At 40.7% G+C, this 16309-nt stretch carries 16 protein-coding genes and 2 pseudogenes; 17 read left to right on the top strand and 1 reads right to left on the bottom strand.

The annotated features are described in order from the left end of the window. Positions 1–1100: 1100 nt before the first annotated feature. The 15 genes and pseudogenes from AY605_RS07245 (at position 1101) to AY605_RS07185 (ending at position 14258) form a co-directional block, all read left to right on the top strand. Positions 1101–2024 carry a DnaJ C-terminal domain-containing protein gene (locus tag AY605_RS07245; RefSeq protein WP_064095759.1) on the top strand — a complete coding sequence of 308 codons (924 nt, stop codon included), beginning with the start codon at positions 1101–1103 and terminating at the stop codon, positions 2022–2024. 11 nt (positions 2025–2035) lie between these two features. Beyond that, on the top strand, positions 2036–2362 hold the full coding sequence (locus AY605_RS07240) for a chaperone modulator CbpM (protein WP_064095758.1): 327 nt from the start codon (positions 2036–2038) through the stop codon (positions 2360–2362). Between the two features lie 922 nt (positions 2363–3284). Next, complete coding sequence (locus AY605_RS07235) at positions 3285–4232, top strand: aldo/keto reductase (RefSeq protein WP_064095757.1); 948 nt, start codon at positions 3285–3287, stop codon at positions 4230–4232. A gap of 74 nt (positions 4233–4306) precedes the next feature. Beyond that, a complete protein-coding gene (locus tag AY605_RS15320; protein ID WP_322843207.1) occupies positions 4307–4957 on the top strand; it encodes an amidohydrolase family protein in 651 nt (216 codons plus the stop codon). Beyond that, a complete protein-coding gene (locus tag AY605_RS15315) occupies positions 4909–5391 on the top strand; it encodes an amidohydrolase family protein (RefSeq protein ID WP_205630791.1) in 483 nt (160 codons plus the stop codon). Before AY605_RS15320 ends, AY605_RS15315 begins: the two co-directional genes overlap by 49 nt. Before the next feature lie 300 nt (positions 5392–5691). Then, positions 5692–6069 carry a DUF2255 family protein gene (locus AY605_RS07225; RefSeq protein WP_064095756.1) on the top strand — a complete coding sequence of 126 codons (378 nt, stop codon included), beginning with the start codon at positions 5692–5694 and terminating at the stop codon, positions 6067–6069. A 15-nt stretch (positions 6070–6084) separates the two neighbouring features. After that, positions 6085–7086 carry an aldo/keto reductase gene (locus AY605_RS07220; RefSeq protein ID WP_064095755.1) on the top strand — a complete coding sequence of 334 codons (1002 nt, stop codon included), beginning with the start codon at positions 6085–6087 and terminating at the stop codon, positions 7084–7086. Positions 7087–7334: 248 nt separating this feature from the next. Next, entirely contained in the window at positions 7335–7748 is a 414-nt protein-coding gene (locus AY605_RS07215; protein WP_064095754.1) for a RidA family protein, read from the top strand. Between the two features lie 21 nt (positions 7749–7769). Beyond that, the gene (locus AY605_RS07210) at positions 7770–8441 is read left to right on the top strand and encodes a DUF1028 domain-containing protein (protein ID WP_064095753.1); all 672 of its coding nucleotides are present in this window, start codon (positions 7770–7772) and stop codon (positions 8439–8441) included. Positions 8442–8473: 32 nt separating this feature from the next. Then, on the top strand, positions 8474–9454 hold the full coding sequence (locus tag AY605_RS07205) for a LysR family transcriptional regulator (RefSeq protein WP_064095752.1): 981 nt from the start codon (positions 8474–8476) through the stop codon (positions 9452–9454). A gap of 3 nt (positions 9455–9457) precedes the next feature. Then, positions 9458–10591, top strand: coding sequence for an acetylornithine deacetylase (argE, locus tag AY605_RS07200; protein ID WP_064095751.1), 1134 nt, complete (start codon positions 9458–9460; stop codon positions 10589–10591). A gap of 238 nt (positions 10592–10829) precedes the next feature. After that, a pseudogene (locus AY605_RS15395) lies at positions 10830–11480 on the top strand (amino acid ABC transporter permease); the annotation flags it as partial. Positions 11481–11597: 117 nt separating this feature from the next. Further along, positions 11598–12341 carry an amino acid ABC transporter ATP-binding protein gene (locus AY605_RS15390; protein WP_228138647.1) on the top strand — a complete coding sequence of 248 codons (744 nt, stop codon included), beginning with the start codon at positions 11598–11600 and terminating at the stop codon, positions 12339–12341. A 176-nt stretch (positions 12342–12517) separates the two neighbouring features. Beyond that, the gene (locus AY605_RS07190; protein WP_064095749.1) at positions 12518–13360 is read left to right on the top strand and encodes an ABC transporter substrate-binding protein; all 843 of its coding nucleotides are present in this window, start codon (positions 12518–12520) and stop codon (positions 13358–13360) included. 28 nt (positions 13361–13388) lie between these two features. After that, the gene (locus tag AY605_RS07185; RefSeq protein ID WP_064095748.1) at positions 13389–14258 is read left to right on the top strand and encodes a phytanoyl-CoA dioxygenase family protein; all 870 of its coding nucleotides are present in this window, start codon (positions 13389–13391) and stop codon (positions 14256–14258) included. Positions 14259–14314: 56 nt separating this feature from the next. Here the strand turns inward: AY605_RS07185 and AY605_RS07180 are convergent, their stop codons facing one another. Further along, positions 14315–15040: a class II aldolase/adducin family protein gene (locus AY605_RS07180; protein ID WP_064095747.1), complete on the bottom strand. Its 726-nt coding sequence runs from the start codon at positions 15038–15040 to the stop codon at positions 14315–14317. Positions 15041–15204: 164 nt separating this feature from the next. Here AY605_RS07180 and AY605_RS07175 point away from each other — a divergent pair, with 164 nt between their 5' ends. Together AY605_RS07175 and AY605_RS15075 are read left to right on the top strand one after the other, a co-directional pair. Continuing rightward, on the top strand, positions 15205–16053 hold the full coding sequence (locus AY605_RS07175; RefSeq protein ID WP_064095746.1) for an ABC transporter substrate-binding protein: 849 nt from the start codon (positions 15205–15207) through the stop codon (positions 16051–16053). Positions 16054–16109: 56 nt separating this feature from the next. Then, positions 16110–16309 (top strand): annotated as a pseudogene (locus tag AY605_RS15075) (hypothetical protein); the annotation flags it as partial.

The following is a 16309-nucleotide window of genomic DNA, read 5'->3' as shown; positions in this document are numbered from 1 at the left end:
ATTGGGTCAATGAATTTTTTTATTCAATAAAAGATCTTTAGAATGAATAGGTTAGGCTTTGAGTTCAATTGACGCCACCCCAAAATTTTTTCCGAAGTAATCCATCGGAATCTAAAAAAACCTTTAAACTCAATGTTTAAAGGCTTTTTTATTGGCTGTATTGTCCGACTCTGTCCTACGCTGTGTGACCCCATTTTTGCTTTGTATGGGTAAAAAATAGGTAAAAAATTTTCTTAATATATTAAAAATTAGTATGTTATACAGTTGATTCAACTGATGCTGCTTAGACTCTACTTTCTTTTTGACTTTTATAACTTCTGCACTATTGAGCAGATGCAATGACTTCGATACGCCCTATAAGACATTTCTTAATTCTGGAGTTATGCATAAGTCTTAATTTTGAATATTCGTTTGAATTGGAGTTTATTCAACACGATCTGTAGAAATTCATATCAATATTTAAAATCTGTTTCTGAATTAAAAAAGAGTCTTATATGGACTCTTTTTTATGGGTAGTTATTTGGAGACCCTGCTTTATAAAGATAAGGTTCTGTATTTATTCTATAAATTTCTCTGCCAAAAATTTATTGAAGTTTATATATCCAGGCGTAAGCTGATCTATATGTCTGTGTATCAACGAAATCGGATGGTAGATCTACATTTAAGTATAAAGTTGATGTAACGATCTATCGGGATAGGATAGATCGTAACTGAGGACGATACTTTGTATCGAATGTTCCACGATTTTAATAAGCCTTAGCGAGTAACCAGATCTGCCCAACAGGTTAAAGAAGCGGCTGCAGAAGTTTTTTTATCGGGTATTGTTTCCACTTGTGCAGAAATCTAGCATGATTTTAAAATCATGAGTACAGATATACCTATGGGTAAGAGGCTATTTTATAATATTTTTTATTATGATAATCCATTAAGTAATCAGCTATAGCAGCTGTCATCAGAAAAACTATATTATGCTATAATTTTAATGTGTTATTTTTTGTGTGCAACGAAATAATTTATAACAAGAAAAATCCTTAAAAGGTTTTTTTATCTTTAAAAAATTTGAATAATGATTAAAACATAAACAATAAAATAGAGTAGATATGGCCAAGAATTATTATGAAATATTAGGTGTATCTCGAGATGCAACTGATGAGCAAATTAAAAAAGCTTATCGTAAACTTGCAAGAAAATATCATCCAGATGTCAGTAAAGAAGCTGATGCTCAAGAGCGTATGCAAGAAGTAAATGTTGCCTACGATGTGTTAAGTAATGAAGAAAAAAAAGCAGAATATGATTTTGAATTAGACCATCCACAGAGTAGCCGTAGCCAAGGTGGGAATAGTCATCAATATTATTCCAATATGGGCGGGCAGGATTTTTCAGGGTTTGAGGACTTGTTTGGTCGCTTTGGCGGTGGTTTTGGTGGTTTTAATGAACAGCGTTATCAAGGTCGAGCATCCTATAAAGGGGATGATCAACATGCGACTCTAGAAGTAGATCTGGATGTTGCATTCCATGGCGCAACTCAAAATGTCACATTACAGATTCCCACTATCAATGCATATGGGCAAGCAGAAGTACAGCGTAAAGTCTTAAAAGTTAAAATTCCAAAAGGCATGAAAGCAGGCCAAAAAATCCGTTTAACAGGACAAGGACAACCGGGTATTCATGGTGGTGAAAATGGCGATCTGTATATTGAAATCCAATATAAAGCTACAGATTCAACTTATGTTGAAAACGCGGATGTCTATCATCATCTGAAGATTAGTCCATGGGAAGCAGCACTTGGACAATCCATTATGGCAAGTTTACCTAATGGCAAACAACTCAATATTCAGATTCCTAAAAATGCCAAAACAGGTCAACAATTACGTTTAAAAAATCAGGGTATTCCTGCTAAAGATCCAGGGCATTTATTCCTGATCCTCGATATTGTGCAACCAGCTGCACAAACTGAGCAACAAAAACAGGCTTATGAAGCATTTGCAGCAGCATTTTCAAACTTTAAGCCAAGATCATCATAAGGAGTAAAATTATGACAACAGTTAAATATTATGAGGTGGTCTTAGAAGATATCCAGCAGGCAGAAGTTTTAGATGAACAACAACATTATGATTTAAATAGTTTTGCTCAAGTCTGTGGTCAAAGTCCTGAATGGGTTCTACAACTGATTGAATACGATATTTTGCCACATCGCTTAAATGCATCAGATTTATATTTTTTAGTGGATGATGTGTCACGTGCACAAAAAGCGTATCGTTTACAGCGTGATTTTGATGCAAGTTTTACTGCTGTGGCCATGATGCTGGATTTAATCGAAGAATTAGAGCAACTTCGACGTATAACTAAATATCAGAGATAGATTTAAAATATTGGGTTTATCTCTAAAAATTAGAGCTTAACTCAATATTTAATCATTATTCTTTAGCTAAGGTTTAAAAATCGAAAATTAAAATATAATCAGTATGCGTTTTTGAAAGGTCTCCTAATTTCGGATAAATGATATTATCTTTTTTAAATTGTAGTTCTATTAATAACATACTATGGAGTACTAATTGGAATATAGTCAGAATAAGAACAACTATTATAAATTCATTTTAATCTTAAAAATTATCATATAACAGAGGCTTGTGGATTTAATAACATTTTTTTAATCATCTTTTTGGTTGCTCAGATAAGGAAATATTCACAGTATAAATTGGTATGATCTCGTATAATTAATAATAATGGAAAATCTGTTTTATGGCTTCTGCAATATAGCTTTCGTGTCTAATTCTTTATTAAAAATAGTTAAATATATTTGATCTAATTTTCCCTTATTTTTGCTTTACAAAAACTCAAGATTATTAACAACTCTAGCCTTAAGATCCATGCCCTATAAGCGTTTAATGTGATTATGTCTGCTGTTCATGACGGGTTTTTTTGACTTATAGCCTCAAAAGATAAAGGGCAATTTTGCATCTGGATTATTTGGACTCAGACATTACCCGAAAAAATATGCAGTTAGCCTGATTCGGGAAGTCATATCACCTTGAAATCCGCATAATCTCTGGATGTGGCCGGGCATAATTTTTTGTCGGAAAGAGGTGAAATGTATCTATAAAAAGAAGAGAGAGCAAGTTCAGGATCATAAGTTTCTTTTTTATGAGAGAGTACTTTACTAAGTATATTGCAACGGCATTTATCTTGTAAAAAACATCCAATTCTTCAACAGATTCTTTTCTTTATTGACTCTCATTTGGCTGGATACTGAATGACTTCACCGGCTGTTTTAGGAGTAGAAAATGAAAAAATTACCGAAAGTAGCATTGGGCACCTGGTCCTGGGGAACAGGATTTGCAGGAGGAGATACCGTATTTGGCAATCACCTTTCTGATAGCCAGATGGCCGAGATCTTCAGCAAGGCTATGCAGCAAGGGCTGAATTTATGGGACACAGCTCCTGTTTACGGGATGGGGAGTTCCGAAACGGCGCTGGGTAAGCTGATTCCTCAATATCCGCGCGAAGATATCATTATATCAACCAAGTTTACGCCGCAAATTGCAGATGAGCAGTCAGCTGAACCCGTAACAGCCATGCTCAATGCCAGCCTTGAGCGTCTGGGTGTGCAAGATATTGATATTTATTGGATACATAATCCTGCTGATGTAGAGCGATGGACGCCAGGTCTGATTCCTCTTTTACAGAGTGGAAAGGTAAAGCAGGTCGGTGTTTCAAATCACAGCTTGAAACAAATAAGTCGTGTAAACGAGATTTTAAAACCAGCCGGTTTCTCGGTCAGTGCAGTTCAGAATCACTACAGTATGCTCTATCGTTCCTCTGAAGAAGCCGGGATTCTCGATTATTGCCATCAAAATAATATGACCTTTTTTGCCTATATGGTGCTCGAGCAAGGTGCTCTCAGTGGTCGTTATGACTCGCAACATCCTATGCCTGCGGGTAGTGACCGTGCTGAAACCTATAACAATGTTTTACCGCAGCTAGAAAAACTAACTGCTGCAATGAAGGAAATGGGAGACCAGAAGAATGCCAGCGTGGCCCAGATTGCCATTGCCTGGGCAATTGCAAAGGGAACGCTCCCCATCATCGGCGTAACCAAAGTTGATCATGTTACAGATGCTTCCAGAGCAGCAGAGATTCAGCTTAGCGCTGACGAAATGGTCACCTTGGAGGAGTTGGCTAAAGCAACAGGCGTGGATACCCGAGGTGCCTGGGAAAAACCGATGATTTAACAGGTCTGATGCCAGCAAAGAGGTCCCTTTGAGTAGACTTTTAACCATATTCAGTTGATGGTTGTGTTGGCCCTTTGTATGAAAGACATCAGCAGAAACAAGTTGGCGTCATCTGTATCACTTGCGAGAAAAAAATGAAAATAATTTGTGTGGAAGAACACTATCTCGATAAGGCATTTTCTAAAGCGTCCATGGCTGTCGCGCTTGCACAGGCTCCATTTCTGCTTGACTGGGCAAAGACGGTTACAGATGGTAATTCTCCGGATCGAAGCCGTCCTCAAATTGAGAAAAATGATCTAATAAATTTAAAAGGTTCAGACCTAGGTAGCGGACGTCTGGCGGATATGGATCAAGCTGGGATTACAATGCCGGTTCTTTCTGTTGGCGGATTTCCTCATTTGGCACCTGCTGCTGAAGCGGTAAATTTAAGCCACGCCGCGAATGACCGCCTTGCTCGAGCAGTGAATGCTCATCCCGACCGGTTTGCGGCATTCGCAACGCTCCCTTGGGCTCAGCCGGATGAGGCCGGAAAAGAGCTGGAGCGAACGGTCAAAGAATTAGGTTTCAAGGGTGCTCTGCTCAATGGGCGGCTTTCATCCCATTTTATTGACCATCCCGATTTCAACCGGCTACTGAAATGCTTTAACGCGCTGGGCGTGCTCACCCCGGGCTTCCTGTGCGCAGCGTACAGCAGGCGTATTACAGCGGTTTCAATAGTGAGGTGACTGCCAGACTTTCCATGTTTGGCTGGGGTTGGCATCACGAGGCAGGTATTCAGCTGCTGCGCTTAATCCTTTCAGGTGCTTTTGATAAATATCCAAATCTTCAGGTCATTAGCGGTCACTGGGGAGAGATGTTACCGTTCTGGTTGCAACGCCTAGATGACAGCCTTCCCCAGGCCGCGACAGGATTAAAGCGTACCCTGACCCAAACCTTTCAGGAACAGGTATATGTGACCCCATCAGGTATGCTCACGCTGCCACATTTTCAGTTTATTTATGGACTGATGGGGCCACAACGGATTCTTTTTTCTGTGGATTATCCTTATCAGACTCTAGATGGCATACAAGAATTTATTCAAAGTTTACCCATTTCGGAAGAGGACAAAGAAGCAATAGCCTTCCGCAATGCTGAACGGTTACTCCAAATAAAGTCATGATGAAACAGGCTATAGAGCACGATATGCATGCGCTGCTGAATAGGCTTAAACGTAATTAAGCGTATTCATACGCTAATAAAGAATAGGGTCGACTTATACCTGAGACTTGAATGGCTAGAAGAATTTTTTTGATCAGTAGGTTGAGGATAATCAAAGCTGGTTAAATCTAAAACTCTCACCAGACTCTGCAAGCTGGTCAGATCAATAATGTGAATCGTGAAGCTAATGCCAATTTCTGGTGTAAGTTCTTATTTTCACGATTTGGTTACTTATAAAGTGTGTGAATATTAGGAGGTGGAGATGAGCTGGGATCCAGATCTACTTGATCAAATCAACAAGGCAGATGATTTGAAAATTGCCCCATATCATCATGATATGCAAACAACAGGTACACCGACCTGGATATGGGAGGTGGTCGTTGAAAACCGTCTTTTTGTACGTGCATACAGCGGAGTAACATCCCGTTGGTTCAAAGCTGCCTTTAAGCAAAGGGCTGGCAGAATCTATGCAGCAGGCAAGGTTCATGAAGTCAGTTTTTCACCTGTGTCTGATCCCTTGTTACAGCAAAAAATTGACAATGCTTACCGCCAGAAATATGCGCACAGCAGCTACCTGCCTAGCATGATTAGTGAACGAGCTATCTCAGCTACGGTTGAAATTTCACCCAAAAATGATTGAGGAGTGAATAGTCAAATGCAATATACACAACTGGGCAAAAGTGATTTAACGGTATCTCGTATTTGCATGGGATGCATGGGTTTTGGCAATCCGTCCACAGGTCAACATAGCTGGACACTAGGAGAGCAGGAAAGTCGTGATATTATCCGCTATGGTCTGGAACAGGGAATTAATTTTTTCGATACTGCCATTGCTTATCAAAATGGATCAAGTGAGCGTTATGTGGGTCAAGCGCTACGCGATATGACACAGCGCGATAAAGTCGTTTTGGCCACCAAATTCTTACCGCGTACACCCGGACAAATTGCCCGCGGTATTGACGGGAAGCAGGCGATAGCACACTCCCTTGATCAGAGCCTGCAAAATCTGGGCATGGACTATATTGATCTCTATATTTACCACATCTGGGATTACAATACGCCCATCATTGATGTGCTTGAGGCCCTGCATCAGGCTATCAAAGCAGGTAAGATCCGTGCGATTGGTATCTCCAACTGCTATGCATGGCAATTGGCCAAAGCGAATGCATTGGCGGAGTGTGAAGGGCTTAGCCAGTTTGTTTCCGTGCAGAGTCACTACAACCTGATCATGCGTGAGGATGAGCGTGAACTTTCGGGTCTGTGCGCTGAAGAAGGGATTGCAATGACGCCTTACAGTGCTTTGGCCAGCGGTCGTCTCGCCCGGCAGAAAGACTATCAGACCCGACGCGCCGTTGAAGATGATTATGCAAAACTGAAATACGATAAAACGGCTGCTCAGGATCAGATCATCATCGATAGGGTGGCTGAACTTGCCAGACGTTATCAGGTTTCAATGACTGAAATTTCACTGGCATGGCTGCTCACAAAAGTTACAGCTCCAGTCGTAGGCATAACTAAAAAATATCAGATTGATGATGCAGTAAATGCCGTAAATTTACAGCTCAAGCAAGAAGATATTGATTATCTGGAAGAACGTTATCAGCCACATTTTCTGTCTGGAGTCATGGCACAAAACACACCGCTCCCTAAACGATAATTGTCGTATTAAATTTCACCCTGATTTTAAAGGAAATCAGCTCGAGCAGGGAAGTGTTGCATACCCCTAGCTTAGTTTTTTCTGAAAGCAGATAAAAATCGAAGAGTTAAAAAAATATTTATAAATACTCTATAAAAACAAAATATTAACTGGTAAGGAATTTTTGAATTAGCACCACGGAAAAGGGAAATTGCCTTCCAGACGGATTAACTCATACTGAAGATGTACCAAAGCGAGGAACATCTTAAATGAAACATACACGTATTAGAACATTCAACACAAAAGCCACTTATCCGGAACAAAGTTTAGATAACGATTTATGCCAGGCAGTAGTGGCACGTGGCAGCACAGTTTTTCTTCGTGGCCAAATTGGCCAGAACCTGGATACCTCTGAAAGTGTATGTATTGGCGATGCTGCAGGTCAAGCTGAACAGGCGATGTATAACATCAAAATGTTACTGGAAGAGGCGGGCGGCGAGCTGGAAGACATTTGCAAAATCACAATCTATATCATTGATCCACGTTACCGCGAAGAGGTTTACCGTGTGGTTGGCAAATGGTTAAAAGGTGTTTTCCCAGTATCGACCGGTATTGTCGTTTCTGCCCTGGCACGTCCAGAATGGCTGGTCGAAATTGATGCAACCGCAGTCATTCCTGATTAATGCAGAAAAGGATAACTGCCTATGACATTTTCTATTATTGCTCGTTGCCACAAAACGGGGCAATTTGGAGGGGCAATCAGTTCCTCTTCTCCAGCTGTAGCAGCACGGTGCATCCAGGCCAGAGCGGGCGTAGGGGTTGCTACATCTCAGAACATCACAGATCCACACTTGGCAAACATTTTGCTAGATATGATCAAATATGATCTGGCTCCAGAAGAATCGATCGTGGAATTAGTGAAAAATACGGAATTTATCGAGTATAGACAGCTAACAGTGATCAATTCTGACGAAAAACCTGCTGCATTTAGTGGCAAGAATACACTGGGTGTTTATTCACAGTGCATTGGTGAGCATGCTGTTGGTGCGGGAAATCTTCTTGCCAATGAAACTATTCCCAAAGTGATGGTCGAGGTGTTTCATCAAACTGAAGGTAGTTTGGCAGAGCGCCTGTTAAGCGCTTTACAAGCAGGTTTAGCAGCAGGAGGCGAGGCTGGTCCAGTTCATTCAGCAGGTCTTTTGGTGGTGGATAAGCTGGAATGGCCTGTAGTTAATTTACGGGTTGACTGGTCTGAAACGCCAATAGAAGACCTCTATCAATTGTGGAAAGTCTATGAGCCGCAAGTTGAAGATTATGTTATTCGTGCTTTAAACCCATCTGGCTCTCCGAGCTATGGGGTTGCTGGGGATGAATAAGACTTCAATGAGCGCTGACCAAGGATGTAAGCGTGCTAAACAGAATCTCATTACGCCAAATGCAATACTTTGTTGCTACCGCAGAAAGCGGTAGCATCATCATTGCTTCAGAAAAAATTCACGTATCTTCACCTTCTATTTCAGCTGCGATAGCACATATTGAATCTGAATTGCAGGTTCAACTGTTTATACGCCAACATGCAAAAGGTTTGATCCTGACCAGTATTGGTGAAAAGGTCATGCATGAATGCAAGTTCATCTTAAGTCAGGCCAATAGTTTATATGCCCTGGCCGCAGATTTTTCAGGCTCTATCCGCGGGCCGTTAAAACTTGGATGTTTTACTGCATTTTCCCCCATGATTTATGCCGAAATCATTCACGGATTTACCAATTTATATAAGGGTGTGACGCTTGATTTATGCGAGGATGACCAACAGGTTTTGCTAAATGCTCTGGTTCGGAATGAGCTTGATGTGGTGCTGACCTATGATTTGAATATTGACCATAACCTCATTAATTTTGAGCCACTGGCCGTATTGCCACCGCACGTATTGGTGAGTGAAGCTCACCCCTTAGCACAGAATGTTGCAGTTACTTTAGAAGAGCTTGCAGAACTTCCAATGGTGCTCCTCGATCTGCCATTCAGCAATGACTATTTTATTTCGTTATTCCGCAATCATAAGCTCAGTCCGAAAGTCGTGCATTCTTCGCGTCATGTTGATGTTGTACGTTCCATGGTCGCCAATAATTTGGGCTATACCATTTTAAATGTACGTCCAAAAAACAATTTTTCTCTCGATGGAAAACGTCTGGTCCGTTTGCGAATTGCAGGTGAACACCGTCCTATGCAAATCGGGCTGGCAACGGCAAAAAACGCCAATCTGAATACAGTATCTCAAGCTTTCATTAGCCGTTGCCGTTCCTTTTTATCCAATCAATATATTCCGGGAATGGGAGATGCGCATTTCTTTGACCCACACGTCAAAATGAAACGTGAGACGGAAGAGGTTTAATTTATGAGTGATTTAAGTAGAGTGGCGCTTTTATCGAGACTGATCGCATTTGATACCACATCATATAAAAGCAATCTTGATTTGATCTTATATGTTAAAGAGATTCTGGAACAGAGCGGAATTCGCGTAGAGCTGAATTTTAATGCTGAACAAAACAAAGCCAATTTATTTGCGAGTACAGGCCCGATTGATCAGCCTGGAATTTTGCTGTCTGGACATTCAGATGTCGTCCCGGTCGAAGGACAGCTTTGGGCCAGTCCGGCATTTGAAGCTATCGAAAAAAACGGCAATATCTATGGTCGTGGCAGTGCAGACATGAAAGGCTTTTTGGCCTGTGCCATTGTAAGCATGTTGAAAGCCAGCCAGTATCCCTTACAACGGCCAGTACATTTATGTATTTCCTATGACGAAGAAATTGGCTGTATTGGTGTACGTGGTATTTTGGATCAACTCGCTTCCACGATTGTTTCTCCGCTAATGTGTGTTATTGGTGAACCTACCATGATGCAACTGGCTTTAGCTCATAAAGGTAAAACAGTATTCAGAGCAAAATGCTGTGGCGAGGAAGGCCATTCAGCTCTTGCACCCCGATATGTGAATGCGATTCATGTGGCGAGTAAATTGGTCGAATCACTACAACAGGTTCAACATGATCTGCGTGACTATGGTGCACAAGACTCAGGTTACGATATTCCGTATACCACAGTTCATGTCGGGAAAATTTCGGGAGGAACCGCACTCAATATTGTGCCGAATCAATGCGTAGTTGATTATGAGATTCGTCATCTAGCACAGGACAGTAGTCAGCGTATTCAAGCGCAGATTTTTGAATCGATTCAATCCGAATTTCAGCAGCACATTGATGTTGAAGAAGTGAATCAGTATCCGGGACTCAGTACATCATCGACCATTGAAGCAGTGCAGTTTATTCAAACTTTACTCCCCAAAGAAACATCTCTTGGAAATATTTCTTTCGGTACGGAAGGAGGCTTGTTCCAGGCTGCTTTAACTTGTCCGGTTGTAGTTTGTGGGCCTGGGAATATTGCGGTCGCACACAAGCCAAATGAATATGTGGCTATAGAGCAGTTAAATCAGTGTGATATTTTTCTTGAAAAATTATTAATGAGTCTATGTTAGTTTTTTAAGTGCCGTAACTTACATTTTTTAGTTTATAAATATTATTGAGTTTGCATGTTTGTATTATTTCGCCGTTTTTTATTTATTTTAATCAAAGAGACCTGTTTATTTTTATGGTCTCTTTTTTATTGCTTAAAAAAAACATTGCTAATACATCAATTTTTCAAAATTACTTATTGATATAAATTCCGATATAACAAAGGTAATAGGAAATAATCATGCAAATAGGGGGTTATGAATGGATTTTAATTGGTCATATACATTTAGTTTATTGTCAAACAGCAATTTCTGGAAGGCAACCTGGACGGTTGTTGAGCTGAGTGTGCTGGTGTGGGTCATCGGGATTATAGCAGGCTTTGTCCTTGCATTGGGGAAACAGTCCCGTTTTAAACCGCTCGCATGGTCAAGTGATGTATATATCTGGTTCTTTCGCAGCCTTCCATTGCTGGTTCTACTGGTTTTTGTTTATAACCTGCCACAAATTTTCCCAAGTTCAAGCGTAGTTTTAGCTTCGCCTTTTCTTGCAGGTTTAATCGCAATGACCTTGAGTGAAGCCGCCTATATTGCAGAAATTCATCGGGGTGGTTTAACTTCAATTCATAAGGGACAAATTGAAGCAGGTAAAGCGCTGGGTATCAAATATTCGGGTATTCAGCGTCTGATTGTGATTCCCCAGGCATTTCGCGTGGCACTGCCCGCTTTAGGCAATGAATATGTGTCGATTGTAAAATTAACCTCTTTGGTCTCGGTCATTTCCTTGACAGAAATTTTGCTGGTGGGCCAACGCCTCTATACCCAGAACTTTCTGGTTATGGAAACCATGCTGGCAGTTGCATTTTACTATGTATTGATTGTGACAGTATTTGGCTGGGCGATTAACTGGTTTGAACGCAAAATTGACATTACCAATCGTAACCCCGGACTGCTGAATGAAAATGACCCTTTATATCAGTTACCTGTTGCCTCGGTTCGGGCACGTAAAGAAATTAGTGGCGAACGTTCAGGTATGTATGCTTTGGAAGCGATTGATATCCATAAATCCTATGGCGATCAGGAGGTATTAAAAGGGATTAACCTGAATGTGAAATGGGGTGAGGTGATCTCCATTATCGGTCCATCGGGTTCAGGAAAAACGACCTTTATCCGTACCTTGAATGGTCTGGAAGCATTAAATAAAGGTACAGTAAATTTACTGGGTCAAGCATTTTTAAAAGACCAGGAATTAACCGATGAATCTGCTGCCTATAAAAAACAGATTATTCATGTAGGAATGGTATTCCAGAGCTTCAATCTGTTCCCGCACAAAACGATTTTAGAAAATGTCATGCTGGCACCTCTGTACCACAACATGGGAACAGTACTGGACAGCAAAATTACTGCATTGGCCATGCTTGAAAAAGTGGGTATGAAACAACATGCGAACAAGTACCCGCACCAGCTGTCCGGTGGACAACAACAGCGTGTTGCGATCGCACGTGCCTTGGCTATGCAACCTTCGATTATTTTATTTGATGAGCCGACATCCGCACTTGATCCAGAACTTGTGAATGAAGTACTAAAAGTGATCGAAGAACTGGCGAGGGAAGGTTTGACCATGATTATTGTAACTCATGAAATGCATTTTGCTTTCAAAGTTTCAGATCGGGTCGTATTTATGGAAGGTGGGCATATTGTTTTAAATGATAGTCCTGAAGCATTAAAACAAGCGGGTAGTGAGCGTTTAGATAAATTTATGGCCAGAGCTGCTTAAATTTTAAATATCGGTTTAAAGCAGTCTGTTTATGACTGCTTTTTATTTTAGGTTTGTGCAGATTATCGAAATTTATTTTTATAAAGCATTACATAAAAAAATCCTAATCGGATTATTCAACATATTCTTTTATATTTTAAATAAGAGAAAAAAGACCATTGAGTCTGGGGTGATAAATGAAACATAAATCTATTTTAATGAGTGCTTTAGTCGGAAGTTTATTATTGGCCGGCTGTACAAAAAATGAAGAACCTGCATCTACAGTAACAGATGCATCAGTTAAAAAATCAGTCAGTGTGGGTTCGGACCTCACTTTTCCTCCTTATGAATATTTAGATAACGGTGTACCTGCAGGCGTCAGCGTTGCCATTATGGAAAAGATTGCAGAGGTTGACGGTACTTATAAACCGGAATGGGTAGATACCCGTTGGGCCAATCTGATACCAGGTTTAAAAGGTGAGAAATTCGATATTTTATTCTCATCAATGTACATCACCAAAGAACGTCTTGAGCAAATTGACATGATTCCGTATTACAAAACGGATATTTCCCTATTGGTGCGTAAGGAGAACGATATTTCACCAAAAGGTCCTGAAGATCTATGTGGTCGTGTTGTCGGTGCAATGAAAGGTACGGCATTTGCAACACAAGTCGTCGAAATTTCCAAAGATCGTTGTGTTGCACAAGGTAAGAAGGAAATCACTATTCGTGAATTTGAAACTTCACCGCAAACCACTCAGGCATTATTGGCCCGTGCAGTAGAAATTCAGTATGACGATGCAGCAGTAATGAATGCGGCTGTGAAAAATTTACCGGATAAAGTCAAGATTACATCGACTGAACAGTTCTTCCCAACAGTGGGCGGGATCGGAATCCGTAAAGGAGATACAGCGACTTATAAAATGGTGGAAGAAGGACTGAATAAACTTAAAGCTTCTGGACAATTTGAAAAAATCCTCAGTACTTATGGTTTACAAACACCAACTAAGGCAGACATTGCAGCAGTGATGAACAAGTAATTAAAGTAAAAGCATGAAGGTAAATACAATGTTAAGACAAGAGCAAATTGAACAATTCCATCGTGACGGTTTTTTAGTTGTTGAAAATGTAATGAGTCCTAATGAACTGGCAGGCCTGCGCGCGCAGCTTGAAACATGGGTGGACGAGAGCCGTCAGTATACGGAAGCGTACGGAGAAGCGATTGATGGTCGTTCACGTTTTGATGTGGATCCTGTCGACCATGATGCCGACCATCCAGCATTACGCCGTGTGAGTTCGCCGACTGAAATTTCAGAGGTATATTATGAAACCGCGATTCATTCGAGTATGGCGGAAATGGCAGGACAATTGATAGGTGGCAGTGGCACACGTTTTCATCACAGTAAAGTGAATGCCAAACTATCCCATACCGCTACCACAGTGAAATGGCACCAGGACTTTCCCTTTACCCCGCATACCAATGACGACATGATTACTGCATTACTCATGGTAGGGGAAGTCACAGCAGATAATGGCCCATTACAAGTCATTCCGGGAAGTCATAAAGGTGAGTTATTTAATCACTGGCAAGATGGACGTTTTAGCGGAAAAGTGGAAGCGGAAGTCGAAGCCGCACATTGCCAAAACTATATCTCATGTATTGGCCCTGCGGGTTCAGTATGCTTTATGCATACCCGTTTGCTGCATGCTTCTGGTGCTAACAATACTGAACTGCCACGTTATCTGTTTATTACGGTATATGCAGCTGAAGATGCGGTAGCCTTGTCGGACAATCCCTTGCCAAGCATACACCAAGGGCAATTAGTATATGGTGTAGAAAGTGGACAGGTTCGTATGACAGTGAATCAATTAAAGCTTCCTCAAAAACCAAAAGGGGCATCATTCTTTGTCCAGCAAGCTGGTTTAGAAATGGCATAAAGCACCTATAAAAAAGAGCTTCAACTGAAGCTCTTTTTTATGCATGAAATATCACATTAGTCGAGTACGCTCGGATCTTCTTCCACGAGAATCGCTTTCATTTGTTCAAAATGCGCAATGCTGAAATCTTCAATTTTTTCCCAATCCTGGGCGGTCTTTTCTGCAACATGATCAGCCAGAATATTTAAAGTCTGCCCGGTAGAATAGGCATGAACCAGGATCTGGCTGGCTCGTTCAAAGGTATACATATCGTCAAATGCCACACCAATATCATGTGAGCCAATCAGAATGCCATGATTGCCCATGAGCAAGCGCGAATTGTTGTTCAATAAATTTGCAAGGCGTTGACCTTCTCCCAATTGGTCTGCCATCCCGCCATAATGGAAGTCATAAGATACGCGATTAAAGTAGCGGGCACTGTTTTGTTCAATAGGCAACAAGGTCGGATTTTTTAAGCTTGAAAGGGTGGTGGCATAGACAGGATGCAAATGCATAATCACTTTAATGTCCGGTCTTAATTGATGGATCTGTCCGTGAATTGCCCAAGCCGTCGAATCAATTTTTCCTTTCTCAAAACTTTCTGGATCATCTGCATGAACCAAAATCAGGTCACTGGCTTTGACCTTGGAAAAATGCACCCATTTGGGATTTAAAAGAAAGGATTTTCCATCCTCAGATACAGCTGCACTAAAGTGATTGGCTACTGCTTCATGCATGCCAAGTTTTGCACTAAGACGGAGTGAAACGGCTAAATCAATGCGTATTTTGGATTCACTTTTCACTGGTTTTATCTCCTTGAAATATAAGAAAAGTCTAATATTTTTTAGAGTAAATACTGCATCGTTTTTTCTGGATTATTAGCACGGAAATTCAAAATTACTTTCTACGAAAAACTCACGTATAACAATTTTAAAGTCATTCCAAAGATGGTCTCTTGAGGTGAAATATGAAGGTAGCGTTGAAAGTAAAACCATTGATTATGGCACTCAGTTTGGCATGTGGATTATCTGCATGTAGCGATAAGCCAACTGTTCAGGAAGCAGTCACAGCAGAAAGTACAGGAAAGGTATATCAAATTGGAAGTGATATGACCTTTCCGCCATTTGAATATATGGAAAATGATAAACCTGCAGGTTTTGATATTGATATTGCCAATAAAATCTTTGAACAATCAGGTGATAAAGCAAATTTTGTAGACAGTCGGTTTTCAAATCTGATTACAGGACTGGAAGCCAAAAAATTTGATCTGGTAATGTCAGCTTTATATATCACCCAGGATCGTCTCGAAAAAGTTGATATGGTGCCGTATTACATGACCACAGAGGCTCTCGTGGTATTGGCAGATTCTGAGTATCAACCTAAAACCCGTGACGATTTATGTGGCAAAACGGTCGCTTCACAAAATGGTTCCATGTTCCCTGAACAACTCCGTCAAATGTCGCAAGAAAGCTGTGTGTCCAAAGGAAAAAAGCCAATTACCATCCGTGAATTTGTGACGTCCCCCGAAGCGGTTCAAGCATTGCTCGCAAAAGCAGTCGATGCACATTATGACGATGCCAGTGTTGCAAAAAGTACTGTAGAAAAATTAAAAGACCGTCTGGTGATCAGTTCAACTGAACCATTCTTTCCAGTTTTAGGAGGCATTGCCGTACCTAAGGGAGATCAAAAACTTCTTAATAAGGTTAAAAACGGTTTAGACGCGATTAAACAATCTGGGGAATACGATCAGTTGATTGCCAAGTACAACTTGCAAGCACCGACGGATGAAGAAATTCAGAAATATATGCCGAATTGATTGATCGGCATCAAAACTAAGCAAAGCTAAATATTTGAGAAGTTATTTTAATGAAAATGAATATTTTAACTCAGTCCTGTTTATTGGCTGTTGTTACCAGTGTAAGTATGCCGGTATTTGCAGGACTCAGTATTGGGGATGCAAAGACGGCTACCGGCGAGCTGAGTGTTTCGGGGTTTGTACGTGCAAAATATCAGGATAAAAGCTGGACAGATAATGATCATAAACTGACATTTGATGCGGCGCGTATTAATGT

It is taken from the genome of Acinetobacter sp. SFD (assembly GCF_001647575.1).
In the GTDB taxonomy this organism is placed as follows: domain Bacteria; phylum Pseudomonadota; class Gammaproteobacteria; order Pseudomonadales; family Moraxellaceae; genus Acinetobacter; species Acinetobacter pecorum.
This window is presented reverse-complemented; position numbering and strand designations above follow the sequence as displayed.